Source organism: Candidatus Clostridium stratigraminis (genome assembly GCF_045310675.1).
GTDB classification, from domain to species: domain Bacteria; phylum Bacillota; class Clostridia; order Clostridiales; family Clostridiaceae; genus Clostridium_AT; species Clostridium_AT stratigraminis.
In genome coordinates this window covers 42,186-66,765 of the sequence record NZ_JBJHZZ010000016.1, presented here as the reverse complement: position 1 = coordinate 66,765, position 24,580 = coordinate 42,186, and the positions used below count along the sequence as shown (strand labels likewise).

Sequence of the window (24,580 nt, the reverse complement as noted above, 5' to 3'; positions counted from 1 at the left end):
GGTATAGCTCAGCTGGGAGAGCACCTGCCTTGCACGCAGGGGGTCAAGAGTTCGAGCCTCTTTATCTCCACCATAATTAAAACAGTCCAAAAGGACTGTTTTTTTATTTTTGTTATTATGCAAAAAAGTATATACTAAATAAAAAAACAAAGGATATGGTTAAGGATGGTATAATGCTTGTTCCAGAAGGAAGGAGAGTATTTTCTAACTTATAAGATAAAAGCTAGCAGTTATATGCTAGCTTTTCTATATTTTAAATATCTGAAATAAAATAATAGTGTGGATGTCAATCGTAAAATACCTACAACAAGTAATGCAATATAAATATTTGATACAGCCTTTAATTTTACGCCTAATATGGGTGCAAACATTAAGGTTATATTAGTGAGTATTGTATAAACTGCTATATAAAGTGTTCTGTTTTCATTTGGTGCAGCTTCATATAAGCTATTAAGAAGTAATAGTGTGGTCCCTGCAATGGCAGCACCAGTAAAAAAGTTAAATATAGCTATTTGATAAATATGCTTTGAAATTAAATATAAAAAAGGAGTTATAGACATTATAAAAATTGCAAAAGTAATAGATATAGCATTTCCTTTTTTCTCAGATAGTTTTTGCCAAAGTGGAAAGCCAATCGCCTGTGATATAAAACTAACTGTGCCTATAATTGCTGTCCAGGATTCATTTGAATGAAGAATATCTACTTCATAACTAAAGAAAAGTGGCCAGCCCATTTGCCAGGCAAAGTGAAAAGCAACTACACAAATACAAAAATCTAAAAATTTTTTATTTGAGAATACAACTTTATAAGTCTTTCTTAATTTTATTAATAGAGGTTCATTGCTAAATTCAGTTATGATTTCTATTTGTTTATTATTTTTATCTAATTTATGTTTAGTAAAGGTGTATATTTCAAAAATTGAAACAATGAATGCCGTAATAAAAAATAATTGATATAAGTTAATTCTTTGAGAATTATTTTTTGGAATGTAATAAAGAAGGTTTCCTGTAATTAAGGTAATAAGCAAAGCACCTATATTAGAAAGACTGTTTCTTTTAGAAAGTGCCCTGCCCCTCCAGCCTTCAGGAAACAAATCTGCTATATAGGATTGCCAGCCCATATTTGCTATGGAATTAGGAAAACTCATGGCTCCATATAATAGTACAAAAAGGCCAGGTCTTAGTGAGCTGGGCAAGAATGGAATTAACACAAATAGTAGAAAAAAAGATCTTCCAAAGCTAAAGAAAATGGAGGTTAGCTTCTTCTTATTCTTATACTTTCTAAAAAGGTAAGTACCTAAAAAGACAGCGATTATTGAGAATATTGAAGGATATGAATTTAAAAGTGCTATATCATTATCTGTTCCATTTAATCGCTTAGTATATAGGCTTGCAAATGGTATTACTAAATTTAATGAAAGTGCCTGGAGCAATCCGTTTATATTGGTAATATATAAATTGTATTCTATGTTAGTTCTATGATGATTTTTAAAAATTTTCAAATAATCGCCCCCATTTATAAAGTTATGCACCAATATTAATGTTAATATAAATATTATTAAAAATCAAAGTATTTCATTAAATGCACCTTCATTAACAAATTGTTAATACACAAAAACTTATAAATGTATTAAAATGTAAATATTGTAGGGGCATAATAATTAATAATTATTACGTGCTTTAGAGGAATGCAGGAGGGAAGCCTATGTCTATTTATAGAGTAAAGCAATTTTATTGGTCTATAACATCAAAGTTAGATTTAGAGGATGCAGCATTAATTGATAAACATTTAACTGAAGAGGAAAAAAAGCTATTTAATAACTTATCAATTTATGAACAAAAACATTCTGCAAGGGTAGCTGAAGATGTTGCTAAATTATGTGAAGCTAACGATATAAATAATGAATGTTTAATTAAGGCAGCTCTATTACATGATATAGGAAAAATCTATAAAAAATTAAATCCTGTTGAAAAATCCTTAGTAGTAATGCTTGATAATATTTCAAATGGAAAACTTAAAAGATTTAAGAAACTAAAGAAAATTGATGTTTATTATAACCATGCTGATAAAGGTTATAACATTTTAAAAAATCGAGGAAGGTATGATGAACGTTTTTTATATCTAATTAAAAATCATCATAATGACAATGTTATTGGTGATAAGGAATTAAATATTTTAAAGATTTGTGATAGTGAAAATTAAGCATAAAAAGGCGTGGCAAAATTAATTTTGGCACGCCTTTCAAATATATTTTTGTTTAATGCATATAGTGTTATAATGTATAAATAACTTCAGTTAAGAGATAAAATTGGAGGAATATATATATGAGTTCAAATGAGAGAAGAAAACTTATTGAAGAGATATTATTAAATAGAGAGGAGCCACAAAAGGGAAGTAAACTAGCTCAGGAATTAGGTGTAACAAGGCAGGTAATAGTTAAGGATATTGCAATTTTAAGAGCTGAAGGAATGGCTATTATAGCAACGCCTGAAGGTTATATTATTCCTAGAAAAGAGATACATAAAGTAAGGAGAGTCATAGCAGTATGCCATAAGATAGAGGAAATAGAAGAGGAGCTTAGTTTAATTGTAAAGTTTGGAGGTAAAATAGAAGACGTTATAATAGAACATCCACTTTATGGTGAAATGAGGAGTATGCTTATGATTAAAACACTTTATGATGTACAAAGTTTTATAGAAAAATGCAAGAAATACAATGCAGAGCCGTTATTAACCTTAACAAGAGGTATACACCTACATACGATAGAGGCCGATGATGAAGAAACCTTGGATAGAATCATAAAGGAATTAAAAGTTAAAAAGTTATTGATATCAGATTAATTAACAATAAAAAAATCAGCAAAATAACTGGAATAATTATTTGTTTTTGATTAATTTTACTAAGTAAATTAGTAATGGAGGATATATGGAGAAGGTAGCCTTATTAAAATGCACAGATTATAATGTGGATTTAGTTGAAAAATCTATTAGAGAAGGCTTTAATTTATTAGGGGGAGAGGCTTATATTAACAAGCTGATTCCAAGGGATAGTAAGGTACTAATAAAGCCAAATATGTTAAGCGTTGAACAGGCAGGTTCACCTGTAATAACTCATTTTGCAGTATTTGAGGCTGTTATAAGAATAGTTAAAGAACATACTAATAATATAAGTTTTGGTGATTCTCCAGGGTTTGGAGATTCCAAAAGAGCAGCAGAAAGAAGTGGGCTTATGGAGGTTGCTGAGAAATATGATGTAAAATTTGAAGATTTTAAAGAAACTCTTCATGTTAAGCTTGATAATTCAATTCTCTGTAAATCGTGGGACATCGCCAGAGCACCATATGAAGCAGATGTAATTATATCACTTCCTAAGCTTAAAACTCATGCTATGGCATATTTTACAGGGGCCATTAAGAATCAATTTGGCTGCATATCAGGGGCCCAAAAGGCTTTATGGCATACAAGAATGCCAGATGCCAATAACTTTTGCAAAATGCTTTTAGACTTAAATACACTTGTAGGAACAAGCTTTGCTATATTGGATGGAATAATTGCAATGGAAGGAAATGGACCTAAAAATGGAAGCCCTCATAAAATGAATACCATTATTATGGGTCATTCCCTTAGTGCAGTTGATTCTGTAGCCGTAAGGCTTATAGGGTATAACAACCCTTTAGAGACACCAACTTTAAAGGAAGTATATGATAATAATTGGGGGGCAGTACTTCCAGATGCCATAGAGGTTGTGGGTGAGAAAATAGAAAATATGAAGGCTAAGAATTTTAAGCTATCAAGAAAAGGAGAAGGCTTTCATTTTTCAAGCCCAGCAGTTTCTAAATTTTTAACTGGTATGGTAGCACCTAGTCCATCACTAGTAAGCGATAAATGCATAGGCTGCAAAAGATGTGAGGAAGTCTGTCCAGAGCAGGGAAAAGTTATAAAAATGGTTAAAGTAGGAGATAACTTAAGACCTACTTGGAATATGAAAAATTGTATAAGGTGCTTTTGTTGCCAAGAGTTATGTCCAGCCGGTGCAATAGAAACTAAAAACACAGTAATAGGGAGATTACTGAAAAATATATAGTGAAAGGAGGCTAAAGTCCTAAATGGACTTTAGCGGGTAACTTGTGAGTAGAAGCGAACATTTTAAGTTACCCAGTGTTTTGAGTGAAAGGAGAAAATATGAAAAAAAGATTCTTTGGAATATCAACCCTTTTAATAAGTGCCATTATTATAATTGTATTTTTTGATTCCATTGTTAATTTCATAGTAAATGTCAAGTGGTTTAAAGAAGTAGGATATATAAGTGTTTATTTTACAAAATTGCTAGCAGTTATTAGACTAATGGTACCTATTTTTATTTTAGTTTACATAGGAATTTGGCTATATTATAGAAGTATAAGAGGAAGTATTATAAGACTCATTAATTATAATGAAATAACTAAGGCAAAAAAATCCCTTGAAAGAAAAATTTTTATAGTAATTAATGGAGTAATATCTTTTTTAATATCTTTTTCAATTGCATCAAACTATTGGTATAGAATTCTTCAATTTGAGAACTCAACAAGCTTTAACATAAAGGATCCAATTTTTAATATTGATGTATCCTTTTATGTCTTTAAATTACCATTAATAGAATCCTTTTATTCTTCTATTATGGTACTTTTAGTGTTTTTAGTATTATTTACCCTAGTCACTTATTTTATATTAAGTGCAAAGGATAAAATTGTTTCAGGAGATTTCAGAAATGTTAACTTCTTTAAGAAAGGCAGCATGAAAAATGGACTTACTAACTTTGCTGGAAAACAGCTTGCTATAGTTTCAGCTTTAATTTTACTAGCCTTATCTTTTGGATATGTTTTAAAGAGTTTAAATTTAGTTTATAGTTCAAGAGGTGTAGTCTATGGAGCAGGTTATACAGATACACATGTTACACTCACTTTTTATAAAATTATTGCTATAGTTTCAGTAATAGCAGCTATTGTAATTTTTATAAGTGTACTAAAATCTAAGGTTAAACCAATTATAGCATCAGTTATAATTATACTCATACTTATTGTTTCAGAAGGCGCAGCCTCAGCCTTAGTTGAAAACTTTATAGTAAAATCAAACCAAATGGGTCTAGAACAGCCTTATATTGCTAATAATATTGACTTCACAAGAAAGGCATTTAATATAGATAAGGTTGAGCAAAAGGATTTCGAAGTTAAAGATAATTTAAATATAAATGATATAAATAGCAATATGGATACCATCAATAATATAAATATAAATTCTTTTCAGCCTGCATTAGAGTTTTATAACCAGGTTCAGGTTATTAGATATTATTATGCCTTTAATGATATAGATATAGATAGATATAATATTAATGGAAAATATAATCAGGTATTTGTTGCAGCAAGAGAAATAAACATGCAATCCTTAGAAGGAAACGCAAATACTTGGCAGAATAGACATCTAATATATACTCATGGTTATGGGGCTGTAATGAGTAAGGTAAACTCTGTAACCTCAGAGGGGCAGCCTGATTTTGTTATAAAGGACATTCCTCCTGATAATAACACCAATATTAAATTAGATAATCCTAGAATTTATTTTGGCGAGAAGACTGATGATTATGCAATAGTTGATACAGCTAGGAGTGAATTTGATTATCCTAAAGGTGGAGATAACCAATGGAATAATTATGATGGCACAGCAGGTATTAAGATGAGTCTCGGAAACCGAATCCTTTTTGCTATTAATGAAAAGAATTTTAATTTCCTTTTATCTAGAGACATTAACAGCAATAGTAAAATTCTTATAAATAGAAATATAATGGATAGGGTTCAAAAAATAGCACCATTTTTAACTTATGACAGCGATCCTTATGTAGTTATCAGCAATGGTAAGTTGTATTGGATAATTGATGCATATACAACCTCTGATAAATTTCCATATTCTCAGCCAACTAACAACATTAATTATATAAGAAATTCTATAAAGGTTGTTGTGGATGCAGTAAATGGAACTACCAATTTCTACATTGTGGATAAGAATGATCCAATAGCTAATAGTTATTCAAAAATATTTCCAAGCCTTTTCAAGGATGTAAATACCTTAACTCAAGATTTAAGAGATCATTTTAGATACCCAGAAGATCTATTTAATATTCAAAGCAGTGTATTAGGCAAATATCATGTAACAGATCCTGTAGTATTTTATAATGGGGAAGATATATGGGAAATTGCAGGTAACCAAAAAAAGGTTGAAGAAGATAAAAAAGCAAATGAGGGTTCTTATATAATTATGAGGCTTCCTGGAGAAAATAAGGGAGAGGAAATGGTACTATTAAATTACTTCAATATGAGGACCAAAGATAATATGGTAGGGTTATATGGAGTAAGAATGGATAAGGACAATTATGGGAAAATGGTACTTTATAAATTCCCTCCACAAAAAACTATATATAGTCCATACTTTTTTAAACAAAAGCTGAATCAAGATCCAACCATTTCCCAGGAAATATCATTATGGAACAAGGAAGGCTCTGAGGTTATTTATGGAGATACTATGATTATCCCTATTAATAATTCACTTCTATACGTAGAACCGATTTATATAAGAGCTACAGGTAAGAATAGTATTCCTGAGATGAAAAGGTTAGTAGTTGGTTATGGTGATAAAATTATAATGGCCGAAGGTATTGATAAGGCTTTGCAGCAGATATTTAACTTTAATACCCCAAAGACCCAGGTGACACCAGGAACTACAGAAACGGTACCTGCTGTTGACACAAACATGCAAGAAAAAATAAAAGCTGCAAAGGATAACTTTGATAAGGCCATAGAAGCTCAAAAAAATGGAGATTGGGCTAAGTATGGAGAATATATAAAGAACTTGCAGGATATTTTAAATGAAATAAATAAGTAAATTAAAATTAAACAATGATGGCTACAATATATAAAGTGGTAAAATTATATTTTATATATTGTAGCCTAAATTTTATCCTTATTTAAATAAATCTAGTACTTATAAAAAATTTTCTAATAAAGTTGTAGAAGTAAATAAACTTAAGATAAAAAAGAGAAATTATGGTATAATAATAATTGATTTTTCAGTGCATATAAGTTGCTTATTAAGGAGATAAGTTTATGGATTATGATGTACTTATTATAGGAGGAGGTATTATTGGTTGTGCTTCTGCCTATGAACTTTCAAAATACAATTTAAACATAGCACTTATTGAAAAGGACTATGATATAGCTGATGATGTAGCGTTAATAAACTCGGTAATTGTTTATGATGGAGTAGAATGTGAAGATTCCTTAGAGTCTAAACTTGAGCTTATGGGAAATAAACTTTATAATGAGGTTAGCGAGAAATTTAATGTTCCCTTTAAAAGAACAGGTGGGTTAATTATTGCTACCAATGAAAATGAAAAACAAAAGTTAGAGAAAATGTATGCTTTAGCTCTTAAAAGAGGCATAGAGAACATAAGTCTTTTAGATAGTAATGAAGTATATAAAATGGAACCAAATCTTAATTCTAAGGTATATAGAGGATTATATTCCAAAAATTTAGGGGTAGTATGTCCATATGACCTGGCAATTGGCTATGGTGAGGTTGCCTTTGATAATGGAGTAAATTTTAAGCTTGAAGAAGAGGTTATAGATATTCAGAAAATATCCAGAGGCTTTAGAGTTGAAACTAATAAAAATAAATTCACATGTAAGATGGTTATAAACACTACTCCGGGAAAGTCCTACAGCATAGATAATGGTGAAAAGGATGTAGTAAATAATGCAGCATATTTAAAGTACTATTTAATTGAGAAAGACTTTAAAGAAAGCTTTTCTAATATTATTTTTACTATAAATGAACAAAGTGAGCGTATATATACCATTCCTTCTGTACAAGGCAATACTATAGCAGCACTAAACTCAGTTGACTACTTAGACCACAATGAGGGCATTAATAAAATTTCCACACTATTAACTACAATAAAGGATAAGAATATTATTAGCTCTTATGAATCACTGATATATAGAAATTCTATAATTATTGATGATAGTTCTGTAGATAAGGGTTATATTAAGGTTTCAGCTAAGCATTATGGAGAAGTTACTATGACTCCAGCTATAGCAAATATAATATGTGAGACTGTTGTTAGTAATGTGAACTGTAAACCCAAAAGGGACTTTAATGATAAACGTAGAGATTTTTATAGATTTAGGGACCTAGGTAATGAAGAAAGAAATCAGATAATAAAACTTGATAGAAGGTACGGTAAGATGGTTTGCCTATGTCAGCAGATTACAGAAGGTGAAATTGTTGATGCAATTCGAAGGCCTCTTGGAGCTCGTACTTTAGAAGGTGTGAAGAGAAGAACAGGAGCTACTTTGGGCAGCTGCCAGGGTGCTTATTGTATAAATAAAATAGTTCCAATTTTAGCAAGAGAAACAAATAAAAAATTAACAGAAATAGTAAAGGACTCTAAAAATTCAAATATATTATTAAATAGAATAAAAGAGTTTGATGGAGTGTAGCTATGGAAACTGGTGAAGGAATTTTAACTACGTTAGTAAGGATAAAGGGCGGAAAGCATAATGTAGTTCCAGTAAAAAGTACAAAACCAATTGATAAAAAGCTTTGGCTGGAATGTTCAAAGGCGTTGAGTAGAATTTATGTTGGAGCACCTATAAAAATTGGTGACATGGTTTGCAAAAACATATTAAATACAGGTGTAGATATTATCTGCACTAAAAATGTAGAAAAAGAGTAAAATTACTAGGAGATGATAATCATGCTAGATATAAGAAGGATAAGAAACAATCCAGAAGAAGTTAAGAAGGCTTTACTAAAAAGAGGAGAGGCATATGCTGCCTTCATAGATGAAATAATTCTCTTGGATGAAAAAAGAAGAGGAGTTTTAGTTAAGGTAGAAACTTTAAAAGGCAGGAAAAATCAGGTTTCATCAGAAATTCCAAAGCTTAAAAAAGCTGGAGAAGATGTGGCTCCAATAATGGCAGAGATGAAAACTTTAGGAGAAGATATTAAGAATTTAGATGCTGAACTTACTGAAATTGATGATAGTATACAAAATATATTACTAAAGATTCCAAACACACCTAATCCATCTGTCCCAATAGGAAAATCTGATGCAGATAATTTAGAAATTAGAAAATGGGGAGATCTTACAAGCTTTAACTTTGATACTAAGGCACATTGGGATATAGGAACAAAACTTAATATCTTGGATTTTGACAGAGCAGGAAAGATAACAGGCTCTAGATTTACTGTTTATAAAGCTCAAGGAGCAAGGCTTGAAAGGGCAATAATAAATTACTTCTTAAATACTCATGTTGACATAGCTGGCTACACAGAAGTCTTACCTCCTTTTATGGTAAACAGAAAAAGCATGACTGGAACAGGTCAATTGCCAAAATTTGAAGAGGATGCCTTTAAGGTAACTAATACTGATTACTTCTTAATACCTACAGCTGAAGTGCCAGTAACTAATCTATACAGTGATGAAATATTAAATGGTGAAGAACTTCCATTGAAACATGCAGCTTATAGTGCCTGCTTTAGATCAGAGGCTGGATCTGCAGGTAGAGATACAAGAGGCCTTATAAGGCAGCATCAATTTAATAAAGTAGAATTAGTTAAATTCACAAAACCAGAAGACTCCTATGAAGAACTTGAAAAGCTTACTAAGGATGCTGAAAGAGTTTTACAGGGGTTAGGACTTCCATACAGAGTAGTTAGGCTTTGCAGCGGAGACTTAGGCTTCTCCTCAGCATGTACCTATGATATAGAAGTTTGGATGCCAAGCTACAATAGATATGTAGAAATATCCAGCTGCAGCAACTTTGAGGATTTCCAAGCAAGGCGTGCAAATATAAGATATAGAGAAACCATTAAGGATAAGCCTCAATATGTTCATACCTTAAATGGTTCTGGAGTGGCTATAGGAAGAACAGTAGCAGCCATTTTAGAAAATTATCAAAATGAGGATGGAACTGTAACAATTCCAGAGGCCCTTAGACCTTATATGGGCGGCAAAGAAATTATAAAATAGTGAGGCATGGGGACGTTTCTCATGGCAATTTAGGTGGCAAAAGTAGGTTTCTTTTGCCACTTAATTTAAATAAGTACAGTTTATTTAGTTTAAAGTTTATATAAAATACTAGATTATACTTTGTAGTTTATTTCTTAATTAAAACAATAATAAATTTATTAAAAATAAAAATTGTAATATTTAAAATTAAAGCTGTTGACACATTAAAAAAGGTTTGCTATAATAGTCATTGTCGTTAGTTCATGGAAAGATGGTCGAGTTGGTTTAAGGCACCGGTCTTGAAAACCGGCGTACGGGTGACCGTACCTAGGGTTCGAATCCCTATCTTTCCGCCATTTTAATATTTTTGGAGATGTACTCAAGTGGCTGAAGAGGACGGTTTGCTAAACCGTTAGTAGGGGTTTACTCTAGCCCGGGTTCGAATCCCGGCGTCTCCGCCAAAAGCATCTACCAATTAGGTAGATGCTTTTTAATTCATAGACTTAGTAACATTTGATTTTTACTAAGCTATATGCTAATATAATTTTATATCTATGCGATAGTAGCTCAGTTGGATAGAGTAGCTGGCTACGAACCAGTTGGTCGGGGGTTCGAATCCTCTCTGTCGCACCAAAGTGCCTTTAAAGCTAGTAAAATCAATGCTTTAAGGGCATTTTTATTTTCAATAAAAAACAGCTTAAAAGTAACTCAAAATATAAAAACCAGTTTGACAACATCTTAGGACAATAATAGCAAACTCAAAAAACATTTGCAATAGTTATGTAATAAGAGGAAATAATATTCCTCTTTGTTTTATAAGCCTAAACTTCTTAATATTTCATTTTCAACATTATAATATTTAAAATCTTTAGTATTAAAAACTTTTACTGCACTTGCACAAGAAGAATATACTTCTTGCTCCAATGCTCCAAGAGGAATTATTAAATTCTCTTTGCCATTATCTGATTTTATTACTTTATACATAAACTTTAAAATTTCTAAATTTGCTGTTAGATACTCTCTTAAAGCCTTATACTGTATTAATATTATCTTATTGGAGTAATAGAGTAATAATACATCTGTTAAATACTTCTCATTCAATGCCCACCCTTGCTTTACTCCGTTTGTTAGTTCAAGAAATATATTTCCCTTAAAATCTTTTGTCGTTACTTTCTCGTCAATATATAGGCTTGCACCATTTTGATAAAGTATTACATCAACACCTTTAAATTGTAGGTGTCTACTATTATAGTCTTTGTCAAAGTCAACTCTTTCAAAAGTAAAGCCTTGCTCCTTATAGAAATTGTCTAAAATCCTCCTTGTTTTTGAATTTTCTTCAATCCTCTTGCAAGAGTTAAAATCGGAAAATCTGTTTACCATTATAAATCCTTCTTTCATTTTATTAATTTCCTTCCGACCTTTCTTGCCTTTCTTCCTTTCAACCTTGCTTTGTCAATCATTAGATTAACTGCCTTTAAATATTTAGGAGAGGGAGTAGATGTACTCTAACACTCTCTCAAAATAAAACCTTGCTCCAGATTTTTACATACTCCCCCTTTCTTAATCTTTGACAAAGAAAAAACTAGGCTTTATTTGCCTAGTTCATTTTCTCTTTTTTTCTTGCTCTCTCTTTTCAATGTTGCTATTGATATATTAGTCTTTTCAGCAACCTTACTAAAGCTGTATTCATCTAATAAACTCATAGCATAATCAAGTTGTGTTTGCGTAAACTTCTTTGGTCTGCCCTCTGTGAAGCCTTCTTTACTCTTTGCTATTGCTTTTCCTTCTTGAGTTCTCTCAACTATCATATCTCTTTCAAACTCTGCAAAAGAGAAGAATATATTTCTTATTAGCTTACTTGATGGTGTAATATCCATAATCCCTATATTGAGTATATGAACTTTTACACCTTTATTAATTAATTCATTTACTAACTCGCTTCCTTGTGTCATACTCCTAGCAATTCTATCTAGCTTTGTTACTATAAGAGTATCATTACTCTGTAATTTATTTAGAAGCCTATCAAAGTTAGGTCTTTCAATTTTAGTGCCAGTGAAGCTATCACTGTAAATTTCCATTGCTCCATTTTCTTTTAATTGTTGTTCTTGTGCTTCTAAACTGTTTCCATCTTTTGCTTGACATCTTGTCGACACTCTTGCATATCCATACACCATATTAACACCTCATTTTTATATTTTGTTTTGATACTAAGTTTTGATACCGTTATATAGCTTGATTTTACTACATTGATTTTTCGGTGTCAATACTCAAAAGTTATGATACTAACATTTCTTTCGACAATTATTGCTCTAGCATTGAAAACACTTGTATTCATCGTATTTCATAACACTATAACACTTCATCATAAATCATAACAGTGCAATGTCATAAAATATAACAGTGTTTAAAGAGAGAATGTAAAACATCTCAAAAACGCTCTTTTTCTCTTCAAATATGCTCTACACACTCTCAACTATACTTCTACTATATCTCTAGCACTGCTCTAGCTATTCTCTTATATAGTTCTAATATCTCTTAATGCTTCTCTTGTATATCTTGAACATACATCAATACTAATAATTGTTTCCTCTGCAATTTGCTCTAGTTCTTTTTTAAAGCCTTCTAAATTGATGTTAAACTCTTTATTCCTTGCCAATGCTTTATTAACCTTTATAAATGCTTTTTTCATAATCCATTACACTCCTTAATAATTTGAATTATACTGGTGATATACTTTAAATAGCTTTATCCCTCCATTTCCCATAAAAGTTTTACTTCTTGTTCTTTGCTTTTTTCTTCAAACACTGAACTCATATCTATTATCTTTTTATTATTTGGCTGTTGAGTTTCATTTTCAATGTTATCCATATAATCAGTAAATTGTTGCAGTTCTGTATCTGAATGTTTAGCAGATATAATTTCTTTTTCCCTACTTTTTATTTCTGCTATTCCTTTTTCTAACTCATTTTTAATTACACAACTTACAAAGATATTTGCTCTTTCTTTAGGATTTTTACTCTGGTCATTCAATACATTAGGATATTTGCTTATGCAATTCTTTAAGATACTTATAAAGTTATCCTCGCCAACATCTTTAATTTTTGTTAATTGTTTAGGAAATATATTAATATCATTTGCGTTTGCTTCAATAGCTTCTGCAATTCTTGATTTTAAATCATTTTTGTTAAAGCTATTATTGCTTACTTTCAGTGTGTCAATTTCTTTGACAATGCTTGAATTGTCTTTTGATTTTGCTTCTGCTGTTTTAGCCTTATCCTTTAAGGATTGTTTATAATCTTCTGCAATAGTAACTCTTTTAATAGTGTTTATATCATTGCAGTTATTATTGATTTTCTTTCCTTTAATTACTTCAATAAGATTTAGCTTTTGCAATTCATCATTGTATTTTATAATTGTTGGCTTTGATATAAATTCATTTCCTAATAACTCTTTATATCCATTTTGAATAAAAGAATTTGACATTTTGTGTTCTTGAGTTTCATTGTTAAGGCAAGATAGCAAGAAACAAAAGTATTTTAATAGCTTACTTTTCTTGTCTTTTAAGGCTTCAAATTCATTATGATATAAAACAAAGTATGCTTTTGATATTTTTGTTTCATCGATGATATAAACATCATTAGCAACATTTAAAATTAAATCTTTTGCTATTAATCCATTAAGAGCAGTTTTAATTTCATTCTGTTGTTTTCTTGTATTTGCATTAAGATAATAATTTAATATACTGCTAGAGAAAATAAATTCTTCATTCCTTTTTGTTTGAAATGCTCCATAGCAATAGATTAATAGTTCATCATCTGTCAATTGTTTAAAAACGTCCTTATTGATAAAAATATAATTGTTCATTAAAATTCTCCTTTAAAATTAAAATTTAGTATTCATTGAAAAAGAAAAGCAAAAAAATAATAAAACGCCCTTGGGCGTTTCCGTAGTTTTATTATTATAGTTATTAGTTTTATTATTATAGTTATTAGTTTGTGTCAAATTTCAGTACATTTTTTGCACCTTTTTTTTACTACACTAGTAAAAAATTAGTACACTTTTTGACCTATTTTTTTACTACCCTAGTAAAAATAATGGTCATTTTTTGTATCATTTTTTTACTACTAAACGCCTAAAGTTACGCCCTTATTCTTTCTCAATTCATTATATAAAGTTACTTCCTTCATAACTTCCTCTGTAAAAGGAAAATAAAATACATTCTTATTTGTATCCTTTTCACTAGCTTGTATCTTTAGCAGTTTAAAGCCTTTTAACATTAAAAATCCAGCTTGCCTTTGACTAAGGCACAAGTAATATTTTTTTCCCATTTTGTAATTACTCCTTTCTATTTCTAAATTTGCTTCGCTCCTATTCATTACTATTATTGATTAAGAACTTTCTAGGCTTTTCAATGCTTTAAGCCTATACTATTTGACGAGTATATGGGAGAGGGATTAAGATAACTTATAATCTATCCTCATAGGATAAAGAAAAAGAGAGAAATTAAATCCTCTCTTGATTTTCTAACTCTTTAACTTTTGCTCTAATTAGTTCTTCTATTCTTTTTGCTTCTTCTTCTCTTACAAGTGCTTCTGCTTCTTCTCCTATTCTTTCTTGCTCTCTTACTCTCTCTTCCTCTTCTAATTCTCTTCTTAATTCCTCTTCTCTTTCTCTGCAATCTTCTTCATATTCTTTTGTATCAATATATTTTGTTGTATAATCCATTATTCCTTCTGCAATAACTCTAATTGAAGGGTTATCATTATTAAAGTCATAATTTTTAAATACGACTAATTCCTCTCTTGTTTTGTTGTCTATGATTGCTAAATCGTACACCCTTCTATTATAAACTGTATCTTTTGCTCGGTTATAAAAATCACGTTGCTCTCCAGTGTCTAAGTTCTTATAACTTATATCCTCTCTTCTTGTTACTTCTTCCCTCAACTTCTTTGCTGATTTATTAGAAGCATATTTGTTAAAGCCGTATCTTTGTAATATTTTAATTACTTCTGTTAATGTTGTATCACACCCTAGTCCTATATTATATTCAGTATAGGCTAATCCAATAAATGAAAAAGGCTTTTTTTCATTGTCAAATAGCACTATTGCAAACTCTGTTCCAAAATCATATTGCTTTGTGCCATATTCATCAATAATAGTAACTTTATTTTCATCTTTTAAATAGAATAATTGATAATACATATTAAATTCACTCCTTTAATAATTTCATATTTGCTGTTGCTCCTTGCTTGCTCTTTGTTATAGCCTTAAATGTTCTTTAAATGTTCCTTAATGAATTGTAGATAACGTTTAATAATAAAGTCTGATGTTTCTATTAGTCCTCTTTCCCATCTTGATAGAGTGCTTATAGAGCAACCAATATAATCAGCTATTGTTTTTAACTTAATGTTGTACTTTCTTCTCATTAGTGTGCAATAGTCTTTATCATTTAGAATTAAATTCATAATATCATTCTCCTTTCTTGCAATTATTTGCATAGGCAGTATAAAAAAAAGAGAGTAGACGGCTAATATCTACTCTTGAGCCTTTCATAAAATGGTTTATGAAAGAAGCATTTATTTTAAAAACGAGGAGCATTAGTTGCAAATATGTATTGTATATAAAATCGAAATTTTATTACACTGCCCTCATATATATAAATAGAGTTTTAGGGGTAAAATTAACCTATTCTGCACAAAGTTACTTCACTCTTCGACATTCTTTGCATATAGAGTTTAATCCATCTTTTGATGTCTTATTTTTGCTAAAGTAATGTTCATTTGCTAACTTTACTTGTCCACATTTTGGACATTTTTTATAATCACCTTTTGCTTTATTTAAATAAAACCAATCTTCAATATATGCTCTCATATATATAAATAGAAAAGTAAGCAGTTAATCCACCTATTTTGACACACTACTCATATATATAAATAGAGTTTTGGGAGTGAAATTAACCTTTTTTTTCGAAATTACTTTCTCATATATATAAATAGCTTTGCAGAGGAAAAATTAACTTGTTTTCTCCCCTCACTATATAAATAGAAAACTAGGGTTAAAATTAACCTATTTTCCGCACTGATTTAATTTCCTTTTGCAAAAGAAAAAAGCAAGCTGTTTTTGCTTGCTTTATAATGATAAAATTCTAATTTTATTAAGTTTTAAAAGTTATCTCATTTTAATGCTTTTCTTAACTATTACTAAGTTTTCAAGAGGATTATATTTATCCCAGTTCTGTTTTAATTCATTGTTATAGATGTTATAGTATTTCTTTGTCATAGATACATCACTATGACCTAAAGCACTCATAACGTTAAATAGGGGCATATCATTATTAATTGCCATTTTCGTAAAGGTGTGCCTTAGCAAATGAATTGATTTTTTATTAACTCCCTTTCTTTTGTTATATCTTGCTATAGAAGTTTCAAGAGCGTTAGTAGTCAGCTTTGACCCGTACTGATTGCAGAATAAATAATCTTCACTGCTTCCGCTCCTAATAGGCAAATACTCTCTTAATATCTTAATAATACTATTGCTCAAGACTACTATTTGTTGTTTTTTATTTTTTGTGTGTCTTAGATAGATAATCTGGCTATCTAGGTCAACATCTTTAATCTGAATATTAATAACGCTACTTAATCTATTTCCAGTGGCTATAATATAGGCTATTATAGTCCAGTCTCTATACTCTGGAAAACTGCACTTTTTCAAATTAGGCTTTTGCAAGAGAAGTTTTAATTCTTCCTCTGTATATGTTTCTTTTATTGTTTCTACTGCCTTAATTAAGCTGATTTTAAATTCTTCAATATAATTTTCTTTCATTGCAAAATATAAGAAAGTTCTTAAAGCTGATAACCTTGTATTTATGCTTCTGTCATTGTTTCCAGTGTTATTTTTAAGATGTAGTATATAACTTTCTACTGTCTCTTTTGTGATAGAGTTAATTAAGTTTTCATCATCATAGAATTTTGCAAACTCATAATAATTGTCCTCATAGTAAGTTAATGTTTTTTCAGATAAATTTTTAACTCTGCAAGAGTTTAAAAACTCCCTAAAAACTTCCTTCATTGTTTTACATTTGTTTTTCACGTTGATAATTTTAATTCTGTTCATTTTCTTTCTTCCTCCTAACCAGTTTGACTAATTGATGTTGTCAAGTGGCTAGAGTTGGCTCTACAAGCCAGTTTAAATGACTTTTAGGTGTTTTTGTGGCTACGAACCAGTTGGTCGGGGGTTCGAATCCTCTCTGTCGCACCAAGTAAAAGCCTTACAAATCTAGTATTTGTAAGGCTTTTATATTTTTGCGGCTTTAGGTTTTTCTACATTATTAGATGGATTTACGTTTTGTTTGCTATTCTTGGTCGACTTTATTATATATGTTATAAAATCCATAAGGCTCCACGTTTTTTTATTTATAAGCTTTCTACTAAATTGTTCGTTGCCTTAACACAGCTCTGGAAGATTACCTTTCGCTAATGCTTAAGTAAAAGGTGGGGGTACTGCATTCAATTATATTTCTTTACAGTATATAGAATATCCTCCACGAGCCAATTCTACCGTAACACAATATAAAATACCATCTAACTTTATAGTAACCGGAGTACTAGTGTTTACAAAGTCAAATTCTTGTTTGTTATGAATAAAATATTTTTTAATAGTTTTACAGACTACTTGAGAAGATGGATGTGTTAGAGCATCCTCAAGATCGATATAAATAGTTTTTTAAATAGTTTTTTAAAAATTCTTTCAATTCCCAGCACTCTCCTTTATTTTATTATGATTATATAATTTTTATTAAAAAAACATTGAGTAAGGGTATCATATGTGGTGAAATGCAATGTTTTACACCGCAAATAGCATAATAATCACTCTCTTTTATTGACAAAACAAGTGTAAAATTATAAGTGTATATGATTTAACAAGTAAGGGAGAGAATTATAAGGAGAGATTTATTATGAAATTATTCATAAAAAGATTAAGTATAGTATTAGTAATCTATACTGTAATTATCTCTGTAGCCATTTTAAACCCTAATCAAAAAGAATTTAATAAAACATTTAACAATTCATTTGTAACAACTGATTTTAAAACTATGTCGAAAAATTCAACTATTGAAATAAATGCTAAACTATATAAGCGTTTCTCACTTAAACATTTTAATAGTGATAAAATATTAGATGGATATATAACCATAGATAATAAAAAATACGCTTTATTTGGGTATGACCTTGGTACTTCTACAAATAATCTTCTATTTGGAGATGTAAAAGAAAAATCAACAGATATTACACCAATATATATTCTTTATATGTTTGATAACTTAAATTCAATATATTTATCTGGCTTTGATAATAAACAACATATAGCTGCACCTGCAAACACAATAGATGACTTTGAAATTTTACACAGAAAAATAAATAGAAAATAACTTTTAGCTATGAGTAAATTCACCTTGGTTCTAATCCTCTCTGCCGCAACAAAAGAAACCTAGCAACTGCAAGGGCGCTAGGTTTATAGCTTTTTAAGGTAGAACATGTCAAGATTATCTAAAAAATTAGCTCTCCTGGTTTATAGCCATTAGGCAATTCCTCTTCACTTAAAAATTTGAAACTGTCATCACGTAGTATTGGTAAAAATACTTCATATGGTATCCTTGAGAATTCACAAGCATAATTACTTGCTCCGAACCATTTGCCTTCTTTGCTGCTCAAATTTAAATCTCTAGCAAATTTTGTATGGTTTGAACAATCATGAACTGCTAAATTCCACTTTTCTTCATCAGCTATTTTCATGAATTTCAGAGTTAATTCTCTGCTCCAAATAGGAGATATATAGCCTTGTCTTGTAATATACATGTTTTCCCCATAGTAATTGTCTATATTATTTTCATTTAGATGTAATTCTGCACAATTGATAAAATCAAGGTTTGTCTCTAAGATCGCATCCTTTTTCTTAAAAAAAGCTTCGAAAAATTCAGGAGTCATTGGAGTTTCAATACCTACATTTTTAATATATTCTTTCGCTATTTTAATATTTTCTATAACCTTGTCTGAACAATTAGAGGCACCTAGGTTGAAACGTATCTCATCAAGGCCAGCTTCACCTAATGCTTTCAATGTCTCTTCTGTAGCTAAGGTGCCATTTGTATATAGATGTTGATAAATTCCTGCATCTCTGAATTTCTTTATTATGGAATAGTATTTTTCAATTTCCATAAAGGGCTCTAAATAAACGTAGGCAACGCCAGTGGGTTTCTGGTGGACGGAAAGAAGTAAGTCAATATCCTTCTCATAAAATTTTGTGCCTCCAATTTCCCACATACCTTCGCCAACTGGAGGAATATCATCTAGTTCTCCATAATTGTAACAGAACTTACACTCTATGTTACATTTGTTTGTTTTCCTAATTGCACCGAGTCCTGTGCCAAGCAAACAAGAACGGCATCCTTTGGCGAACTTGCTTTCATTTCCCACAAATAAAGTTCTGTTCTCCAAGGTTTTCAAACCTTTAATTTCTAACATTAGCACATCATTTCTATGATCAATGGCTTCCTCAATTTGTGCAAAGGTAGAGTACATAATCTCCTTTTGTTTGGTCATTAACTCCTCTTCCTCTGGTAATATTGAAAAAAACTCAAACCATGCCAAGGCATCTTTCTTTGAAATTTTCATAATGTATCCTCCTAGTATTCCTAATTCTGGATTAAAGCAAACTAAACTTGCTCATTTCCACTTCTATTCTGTTCTTAAAAGTCTATTTGGTACTTTACCATAAAGATTCAATTCAAATCTTTATACTATGCTTTTCACTTATTCTTCTTCAATAGAGATATTAACTCCACATTCTATTCTATATAAATATTGAACTAAAAACAATTCATAATTAACTCCAGATACAAGAATTATATTATTACATTTAGAATATCTCCTTAAGCTATATACTTGGAAGGATTGGAGAAGAAATATAGAATATATATCATATTTTATATTATAAGATTGATAGTATGTTGAAGATATTGCTCAAGAAACATTTTTGCAGTTCTATTTTAAATTTTTTAATTTTCTCTGTAACTTTTCCTAATGTTGGTAGTCTATATATATAGATGAACCAATATAAGGGAAGAAAGGGATATAAATGTTTTTAGATAAGTTAATAAATCACATTAATAATTATATGATTATCAGCAACATAACGCTGTACTTAATGAGTATTTCCATAATTATTATGAGTCTTGTATATATGGCTCATCTATTTTTTAAGAAACAACTCTTTGAATGTAATATGATATATGCAGGTATTGCTGCAAGAATTTTAATGTTCCTTGGGTTTACAATAGAATTTGCTCATCAGATGACAACCTATGATAAATATAGACCAATTTATAATGCTAAGTGGGATGCTGCAATACAATTAGTTCATTTTCTGTTTTGGGGATACATTGCAGTAGTAGGAATATATTCTTTACTTACTATAGGTTTAAAGAAATATAGAGGCTTTATTTATACCTTCGATATATCAATGATGAGCATTCCCTTAGTTTTGGGGCTAATTTTAGGGATATTTGAAGGCCTTTATAGTGGTGGTGTAGAGGCACTACTATTGATACCATTACCTGCAGCTTGTATTTTTTTGTTTTTTCAATGCTATTGGAGAAGAAAACTTACCTATTTTGCTGCTTTCTTCATAACTACTTTAATTACACTTGCTTGTGCCTATAAGTTTAAGTCACTAAAGCTAATGCTGCCTTTTGCAGCTTTCATGCTTATGCTTGGAATTTATGATTTAATTATGGCGGACCTTAAAATAAAGCTATACAGACCATTATTATTAATACTTCCTATCACCTTAATCTTTGCTACTAATCCTTTCTATAATTTATGGACCTTAATAGAAAATGAACAAGCCTATACAGTAAGTAATATTTTTTACAAAGATGTAAAGAATCTTTCAATGGTTGACATGGAAAAAAGAATTAGAGAAGCTCTTGATAATAAAAATGATAAACTGCTTATTAAGAAAGTATCCAATGCCTATATTAGCAAAGATTATGAACTTCAACTTGGAGAATATGACATTAGGGTTTTAGGTGTGGATGGAAGAAACCTAGGAATTATGCGAAAGGATTATAAAAAGGCTGGAAGCGGGAGCATAAGTAGTTTTAATAAAACAGAGCTTATGGGAAAGAGTTTAAAATTTCTAAAACAAATGGGATATAGTTATAATCCTGATATAGTTGATGTAAAGGATGGAATGGAGAATGGTGACTATTTTATAAGCTTTTATCATAAATATCCTGATGGAAAACTGGTTGATACCTTTCCAATGTGTGAATTTATTTGGGATAATGATTCAAAGTTAAAGTATTTAAGTGTAACTGGAGTCTTCAATATTAAAGATTATTCAGAGGTTAAGATCAATGAATCACAGATAAAGGTAATCTTAAATAATTTTTATAAAAAGCTTAACAAAAGTACTCCTAATTACGTCATAACTAGTATAAGAGAAATTTGGAGAAGTGGTGTGGATATAACTTGCGAAAATGGCGACAGCTTCGAAATTGATGCAGCAAGTGGTGAAATAATTAATTATAATAACTCAAAGGCTGATAACAAATATGATAAGACAATGGAAGGCACCATAAAAAATAGAGAAAAGGCTATTAACTATGCAAAAGAAATAACCTCATTTTGGGATAAAGCAGATTTTAAAGAAACACAGCTTGGAAAATCCTACGCCTATGGTCAATACAACTTTATTGGTAAAGTTCCAGGGTTAAAAATAACAATTGAAACACTTGTCAACATCAAGGGTGAAATAGTTAATTTTAGGCAGGATATTGTTCCTGATAATAGTAAATATTCAAATAATGCCTTCAAAATAAATAGCAGAGAAGCTATTAAATTAGTAGAGGAAAGGTTCAATTCTTTAAAAACTTATACAGCGAAAGCTGCATTGATATTAACAACAGATGATTATAATAATACAGAGCTTAAATGGAGAGTTGGAGTAGTGCAATTTATGAGTTCAGAAAAGCTATATTATTTAGTAGATGTAAATACAGGTATGGTAGAGCCTGTAAGTTATTAATGGGTAGGTGAAAAAGATGAGAGTGGGTAAGAGCCAATGTTCAATTTTTAAAGATTTATATGAAGCTTTTCTTCAGGGCGAAATTGAAGATGAGACTAGGACTTGGATGGAGGAGCACGTAAAAGAATGCAGTCACTGTAGTGAATGGTCTAAAAATCACGAGAAAGATGAAAAGGATAAAGTTATTGATACAAGTGTACAAAAGGATATGTTTGATGAGGCAAAAGATGTAATTAAAAAGACAAAGCTAATTGTATCTATTGGAATGGGATTGATAGTATTCATAGCCATTTGGATGTCTGTTTGGATTGGTACTTAGGTGAACTAGATGGAAGCTTTACAAAACATAGAAGAGCTTTATGAAAAGTATAGACCCTATATCTATACTTACTTATTCTATCAAACTGGAATTAAAGAAATTTCAGAGGAGCTTTGTCAGGAGGTTTTTCTTAGAGCCTTCAAGAATTTATCTACTTACAGGGGAGACTGCTCTGTTAAAACTTGGCTTTATACTATAGCCCATAATTTATATGTTACCTGGTACAAGAGGGAGACAAAATATGGTATGACCACTCTGGAAAATATAAATGAATCGGACTTTTTATCCAAAGAGGGTATACCAGAGGATTTTATGGAGAAGAGAGAAAGAAGAGAGAGGGTAAGAAAAGTACTGAATTTGCTTAAGGAAGAGTATCGAAATGCTTTAATTCTATGCGATGTAATGGAATTTTCTTACGCGGAGATTGCAGAGCTTTCTGGGTGGAATTTATCTAAGGTAAAGATAGTTATCTATAGAGCAAGAATTCAGTTTAAGCTCCTCTTTGAAAGTGAAGGTGAGAACATATGAAGTGTTTTCTTATAAGAGACTTGCTTCCTTTTTATGCAGAAGGCAAAGTATCAAACGATACAAAAGAAATAATAGAGAAGCACTTTCAAGAATGTGATGAGTGCCTAGAGCTTTATAACTCTATTTTAAACTGCAGTGAGGAAATAAAGGCTAGTGAAGAATTACTAGTAGATATTAAACCTCAATCTAAAGATAGAGAGTTTTGGAGAAAATATTATGGCGGCTTATATGTAAGAGGTATTTGTTTGTTTTTTGCTATACTTATACTTGTAATAGAAGTAATAAGACTAATTAGATATTTTAGATAGAACTAATTTAGGTATTCAGTATTATCATTTTAGTGAGAATATCTTTAAAGAAGTCTAGAAACCTGAAGAATATCCTTAATTAAAAGTAGGTTTTATAACATATCTTAATTAATTAACCTTAGAAAAAAGTCATACATCATTATAGGTTAAATCCTGTACTTTGATGTATGACTTAATTTGATTTAATTACAAATTAATTTATAAGATTCCTATAAATATTTATGAGCTTTGCTAATTTCAGCATAAGGGTCAGTTTCAAGTACTCCATGCATTTCATATATCATATTGTTAATGTCAATGTAACCATTAGCTGCCTTATGCTCATCTAGAGACTTGTGTATTTTTTTATTGTTATGTTGATGTTTATTTTTACCCATAAATTATCACCTCAATAATAGGATGTGCATTAATGCTAAATATATGAACTTTTATGGTATTTATATTATAATAGAGAGGTAACTTTAAAGAATATTTATGTAAAATATGTTTTGCTCGTAAAAATTTCTATTTGGAGCAGCACTTTAAAAAAAGAAAGCGATAAATCCATGAAAATAACAATTGAAAATAAAGAAGTAAATATTATAGTAATAAGAAAAAATCGTAAAACTATCAGTATCAAAATTTCAAGCCCAACAGAAATTATTATAAATGCTCCGCTTTTTATAAATGATGAAAAAATAAGAGAGGTAATAAATAATAAGGAAGCTTGGATTGCTGAAAAAATAAAATTAATAGAAGCTGAAATGAAGACAGATTTTAGAGAAGGTATATTGTTTTTGGGAAGAAGCTATAGAGTTATAATACATAATGTAAAACACAATTCTTTAAGATTAATATTTGATAAAAGTAATTTTAATGTCTATGTTCCCGAAAAGTTAACTGAAGAAGATAAGTTTTTAAATATTAGAGAGCTATTTATCAAATGGTATGTAGAGAAGGCAAGGGAAATTTTTAAAGAAAGGATAAACTTTTATTCTAATATACTTAAGGTAAGCCCTAATAGAATTGCAATAAAAGATCAAAAGTCCAGATGGGGCAGCTGTTCTTCAAAAGGTAACATAAACTTAAATTATAGGCTTATTATGGCTCCTATGGAAGTAATGGATTATGTGATAGTGCATGAGTTGTGTCATCTCATTCATTTAAACCATTCTAAGGAATTTTGGTCATTAGTAAAAGAAGTATTTCCAAATTATTTAAAATGTAAGGAATGGCTTAAATTAAAGGGAAATAGCTTGAAAATATAAGATTGATCTAAGTCTTATATTTTTGTAGATTGTAGGTGCATCCTTTGGG

The 24,580-nt window shown here is 30.1% G+C and carries 24 protein-coding genes, 3 tRNA genes and 1 pseudogene; 16 read left to right on the top strand and 12 right to left on the bottom strand.

The window, feature by feature from the left end; all coding sequences use genetic code 11:
- Positions 1 to 230: 230 nt before the first annotated feature.
- Complete coding sequence (locus ACJDUG_RS15740; protein ID WP_406770818.1) at positions 231 to 1,502, bottom strand: MFS transporter; 1,272 nt, start codon at positions 1,500 to 1,502, stop codon at positions 231 to 233.
- 203 nt (positions 1,503 to 1,705) lie between these two features.
- On the opposite strand from ACJDUG_RS15740, the gene ACJDUG_RS15735 reads away from it, so the two are divergent.
- The 10 genes and pseudogenes from ACJDUG_RS15735 (at position 1,706) to ACJDUG_RS15690 (ending at position 10,675) form a co-directional block, all read left to right on the top strand.
- Complete coding sequence (locus ACJDUG_RS15735; RefSeq protein WP_406770817.1) at positions 1,706 to 2,203, top strand: HD domain-containing protein; 498 nt, start codon at positions 1,706 to 1,708, stop codon at positions 2,201 to 2,203.
- Positions 2,204 to 2,325: 122 nt separating this feature from the next.
- Entirely contained in the window at positions 2,326 to 2,841 is a 516-nt protein-coding gene (locus tag ACJDUG_RS15730) for a transcription repressor NadR (protein WP_406770816.1), read from the top strand.
- An 85-nt stretch (positions 2,842 to 2,926) separates the two neighbouring features.
- Entirely contained in the window at positions 2,927 to 4,084 is a 1,158-nt protein-coding gene (locus tag ACJDUG_RS15725) for a DUF362 domain-containing protein (protein WP_406770815.1), read from the top strand.
- 98 nt (positions 4,085 to 4,182) lie between these two features.
- Positions 4,183 to 6,912: a UPF0182 family protein gene (locus tag ACJDUG_RS15720; RefSeq protein WP_406770814.1), complete on the top strand. Its 2,730-nt coding sequence runs from the start codon at positions 4,183 to 4,185 to the stop codon at positions 6,910 to 6,912.
- Positions 6,913 to 7,133: 221 nt separating this feature from the next.
- A complete protein-coding gene (locus ACJDUG_RS15715; protein ID WP_406770813.1) occupies positions 7,134 to 8,528 on the top strand; it encodes an NAD(P)/FAD-dependent oxidoreductase in 1,395 nt (464 codons plus the stop codon).
- A 20-nt stretch (positions 8,529 to 8,548) separates the two neighbouring features.
- Positions 8,549 to 8,764 (top strand): annotated as a pseudogene (locus ACJDUG_RS15710) (DUF1667 domain-containing protein); the annotation flags it as partial.
- 21 nt (positions 8,765 to 8,785) lie between these two features.
- Positions 8,786 to 10,063, top strand: a complete 1,278-nt coding sequence (serS, locus tag ACJDUG_RS15705) for a serine--tRNA ligase (protein WP_406770812.1) — start codon at positions 8,786 to 8,788, stop codon at positions 10,061 to 10,063.
- Positions 10,064 to 10,307: 244 nt separating this feature from the next.
- A tRNA-Ser gene (locus ACJDUG_RS15700) sits at positions 10,308 to 10,398 on the top strand.
- A 13-nt stretch (positions 10,399 to 10,411) separates the two neighbouring features.
- Positions 10,412 to 10,503, top strand: a tRNA-Ser gene (locus ACJDUG_RS15695).
- Between the two features lie 95 nt (positions 10,504 to 10,598).
- Positions 10,599 to 10,675 (top strand) — tRNA-Arg (locus ACJDUG_RS15690).
- 180 nt (positions 10,676 to 10,855) lie between these two features.
- On the opposite strand, the gene ACJDUG_RS15685 is transcribed toward ACJDUG_RS15690, so the two are convergent.
- From ACJDUG_RS15685 to ACJDUG_RS15645, 9 genes are all read right to left on the bottom strand, one after another.
- On the bottom strand, positions 10,856 to 11,440 hold the full coding sequence (locus ACJDUG_RS15685) for a hypothetical protein (protein WP_406770811.1): 585 nt from the start codon (positions 11,438 to 11,440) through the stop codon (positions 10,856 to 10,858).
- Between the two features lie 191 nt (positions 11,441 to 11,631).
- Entirely contained in the window at positions 11,632 to 12,216 is a 585-nt protein-coding gene (locus ACJDUG_RS15680) for a recombinase family protein (RefSeq protein WP_406770810.1), read from the bottom strand.
- A gap of 341 nt (positions 12,217 to 12,557) precedes the next feature.
- The gene (locus ACJDUG_RS15675) at positions 12,558 to 12,731 is read right to left on the bottom strand and encodes a hypothetical protein (RefSeq protein ID WP_406770809.1); all 174 of its coding nucleotides are present in this window, start codon (positions 12,729 to 12,731) and stop codon (positions 12,558 to 12,560) included.
- Between the two features lie 56 nt (positions 12,732 to 12,787).
- Positions 12,788 to 13,906 (bottom strand): hypothetical protein, encoded by a 1,119-nt coding sequence (locus tag ACJDUG_RS15670; RefSeq protein WP_406770808.1) that lies wholly within the window; start codon positions 13,904 to 13,906, stop codon positions 12,788 to 12,790.
- 260 nt (positions 13,907 to 14,166) lie between these two features.
- Positions 14,167 to 14,370 carry a DUF5659 domain-containing protein gene (locus ACJDUG_RS15665; RefSeq protein ID WP_406770807.1) on the bottom strand — a complete coding sequence of 68 codons (204 nt, stop codon included), beginning with the start codon at positions 14,368 to 14,370 and terminating at the stop codon, positions 14,167 to 14,169.
- A 175-nt stretch (positions 14,371 to 14,545) separates the two neighbouring features.
- The gene (locus ACJDUG_RS15660) at positions 14,546 to 15,244 is read right to left on the bottom strand and encodes a hypothetical protein (protein WP_406770806.1); all 699 of its coding nucleotides are present in this window, start codon (positions 15,242 to 15,244) and stop codon (positions 14,546 to 14,548) included.
- Positions 15,245 to 15,309: 65 nt separating this feature from the next.
- Entirely contained in the window at positions 15,310 to 15,507 is a 198-nt protein-coding gene (locus ACJDUG_RS15655; RefSeq protein ID WP_406770805.1) for a helix-turn-helix domain-containing protein, read from the bottom strand.
- A 703-nt stretch (positions 15,508 to 16,210) separates the two neighbouring features.
- The gene (locus ACJDUG_RS15650; protein ID WP_406770804.1) at positions 16,211 to 17,155 is read right to left on the bottom strand and encodes a tyrosine-type recombinase/integrase; all 945 of its coding nucleotides are present in this window, start codon (positions 17,153 to 17,155) and stop codon (positions 16,211 to 16,213) included.
- Positions 17,156 to 17,551: 396 nt separating this feature from the next.
- Positions 17,552 to 17,752, bottom strand: a complete 201-nt coding sequence (locus tag ACJDUG_RS15645) for a DUF4318 domain-containing protein (RefSeq protein ID WP_406770820.1) — start codon at positions 17,750 to 17,752, stop codon at positions 17,552 to 17,554.
- A gap of 244 nt (positions 17,753 to 17,996) precedes the next feature.
- Here ACJDUG_RS15645 and ACJDUG_RS15640 point away from each other — a divergent pair, with 244 nt between their 5' ends.
- Positions 17,997 to 18,470, top strand: a complete 474-nt coding sequence (locus ACJDUG_RS15640; protein ID WP_406770803.1) for a hypothetical protein — start codon at positions 17,997 to 17,999, stop codon at positions 18,468 to 18,470.
- A gap of 118 nt (positions 18,471 to 18,588) precedes the next feature.
- On the opposite strand, the gene ACJDUG_RS15635 is transcribed toward ACJDUG_RS15640, so the two are convergent.
- On the bottom strand, positions 18,589 to 19,713 hold the full coding sequence (locus tag ACJDUG_RS15635) for a radical SAM protein (protein WP_406770802.1): 1,125 nt from the start codon (positions 19,711 to 19,713) through the stop codon (positions 18,589 to 18,591).
- A gap of 553 nt (positions 19,714 to 20,266) precedes the next feature.
- Here ACJDUG_RS15635 and ACJDUG_RS15630 point away from each other — a divergent pair.
- Genes ACJDUG_RS15630 through ACJDUG_RS15615 form a run of 4 tightly spaced genes read left to right on the top strand, consistent with a single transcriptional unit; the run spans position 20,267 to position 23,284 of the window.
- Positions 20,267 to 22,129 carry a hypothetical protein gene (locus ACJDUG_RS15630; RefSeq protein WP_406770801.1) on the top strand — a complete coding sequence of 621 codons (1,863 nt, stop codon included), beginning with the start codon at positions 20,267 to 20,269 and terminating at the stop codon, positions 22,127 to 22,129.
- A 16-nt stretch (positions 22,130 to 22,145) separates the two neighbouring features.
- A complete protein-coding gene (locus tag ACJDUG_RS15625) occupies positions 22,146 to 22,448 on the top strand; it encodes a zf-HC2 domain-containing protein (RefSeq protein ID WP_406770800.1) in 303 nt (100 codons plus the stop codon).
- Between the two features lie 9 nt (positions 22,449 to 22,457).
- Positions 22,458 to 22,976, top strand: a complete 519-nt coding sequence (locus ACJDUG_RS15620; RefSeq protein WP_406770799.1) for an RNA polymerase sigma factor — start codon at positions 22,458 to 22,460, stop codon at positions 22,974 to 22,976.
- Positions 22,973 to 23,284, top strand: coding sequence for a zf-HC2 domain-containing protein (locus ACJDUG_RS15615; RefSeq protein WP_406770798.1), 312 nt, complete (start codon positions 22,973 to 22,975; stop codon positions 23,282 to 23,284). The genes ACJDUG_RS15620 and ACJDUG_RS15615 overlap by 4 nt, the downstream gene beginning before the upstream one ends.
- Positions 23,285 to 23,493: 209 nt before the next feature.
- Here the strand turns inward: ACJDUG_RS15615 and ACJDUG_RS15610 are convergent, their stop codons facing one another.
- The gene (locus ACJDUG_RS15610) at positions 23,494 to 23,661 is read right to left on the bottom strand and encodes a hypothetical protein (RefSeq protein WP_406770797.1); all 168 of its coding nucleotides are present in this window, start codon (positions 23,659 to 23,661) and stop codon (positions 23,494 to 23,496) included.
- Between the two features lie 168 nt (positions 23,662 to 23,829).
- Between ACJDUG_RS15610 and ACJDUG_RS15605 the strand changes: the two genes are divergently transcribed.
- Positions 23,830 to 24,531, top strand: coding sequence for a M48 family metallopeptidase (locus ACJDUG_RS15605; protein ID WP_406770796.1), 702 nt, complete (start codon positions 23,830 to 23,832; stop codon positions 24,529 to 24,531).
- Positions 24,532 to 24,580 lie beyond the last annotated feature (49 nt).

Bases quoted from the DNA above. Each gene is read 5' to 3' on its own strand.
- ACJDUG_RS15735 (WP_406770817.1), top strand. From the start codon at position 1,706: ATGTCTATTTATAGAGTAAAGCAATTTTATTGGTCTATAACATCAAAG.
- ACJDUG_RS15730 (WP_406770816.1), top strand. From the start codon at position 2,326: ATGAGTTCAAATGAGAGAAGAAAACTTATTGAAGAGATATTATTAAAT.
- ACJDUG_RS15725 (WP_406770815.1), top strand. From the start codon at position 2,927: ATGGAGAAGGTAGCCTTATTAAAATGCACAGATTATAATGTGGATTTA.
- ACJDUG_RS15720 (WP_406770814.1), top strand. From the start codon at position 4,183: ATGAAAAAAAGATTCTTTGGAATATCAACCCTTTTAATAAGTGCCATT.
- ACJDUG_RS15715 (WP_406770813.1), top strand. From the start codon at position 7,134: ATGGATTATGATGTACTTATTATAGGAGGAGGTATTATTGGTTGTGCT.
- serS (WP_406770812.1), top strand. From the start codon at position 8,786: ATGCTAGATATAAGAAGGATAAGAAACAATCCAGAAGAAGTTAAGAAG.
- ACJDUG_RS15685 (WP_406770811.1), bottom strand. From the start codon at position 11,440: ATGAAAGAAGGATTTATAATGGTAAACAGATTTTCCGATTTTAACTCT.
- ACJDUG_RS15680 (WP_406770810.1), bottom strand. From the start codon at position 12,216: ATGGTGTATGGATATGCAAGAGTGTCGACAAGATGTCAAGCAAAAGAT.
- ACJDUG_RS15675 (WP_406770809.1), bottom strand. From the start codon at position 12,731: ATGAAAAAAGCATTTATAAAGGTTAATAAAGCATTGGCAAGGAATAAA.
- ACJDUG_RS15670 (WP_406770808.1), bottom strand. From the start codon at position 13,906: ATGAACAATTATATTTTTATCAATAAGGACGTTTTTAAACAATTGACA.
- ACJDUG_RS15665 (WP_406770807.1), bottom strand. From the start codon at position 14,370: ATGGGAAAAAAATATTACTTGTGCCTTAGTCAAAGGCAAGCTGGATTT.
- ACJDUG_RS15660 (WP_406770806.1), bottom strand. From the start codon at position 15,244: ATGTATTATCAATTATTCTATTTAAAAGATGAAAATAAAGTTACTATT.
- ACJDUG_RS15655 (WP_406770805.1), bottom strand. From the start codon at position 15,507: ATGAATTTAATTCTAAATGATAAAGACTATTGCACACTAATGAGAAGA.
- ACJDUG_RS15650 (WP_406770804.1), bottom strand. From the start codon at position 17,155: ATGAACAGAATTAAAATTATCAACGTGAAAAACAAATGTAAAACAATG.
- ACJDUG_RS15640 (WP_406770803.1), top strand. From the start codon at position 17,997: ATGAAATTATTCATAAAAAGATTAAGTATAGTATTAGTAATCTATACT.
- ACJDUG_RS15635 (WP_406770802.1), bottom strand. From the start codon at position 19,713: ATGAAAATTTCAAAGAAAGATGCCTTGGCATGGTTTGAGTTTTTTTCA.
- ACJDUG_RS15630 (WP_406770801.1), top strand. From the start codon at position 20,267: ATGAGTCTTGTATATATGGCTCATCTATTTTTTAAGAAACAACTCTTT.
- ACJDUG_RS15625 (WP_406770800.1), top strand. From the start codon at position 22,146: ATGAGAGTGGGTAAGAGCCAATGTTCAATTTTTAAAGATTTATATGAA.
- ACJDUG_RS15620 (WP_406770799.1), top strand. From the start codon at position 22,458: ATGGAAGCTTTACAAAACATAGAAGAGCTTTATGAAAAGTATAGACCC.
- ACJDUG_RS15615 (WP_406770798.1), top strand. From the start codon at position 22,973: ATGAAGTGTTTTCTTATAAGAGACTTGCTTCCTTTTTATGCAGAAGGC.
- ACJDUG_RS15610 (WP_406770797.1), bottom strand. From the start codon at position 23,661: ATGGGTAAAAATAAACATCAACATAACAATAAAAAAATACACAAGTCT.
- ACJDUG_RS15605 (WP_406770796.1), top strand. From the start codon at position 23,830: ATGAAAATAACAATTGAAAATAAAGAAGTAAATATTATAGTAATAAGA.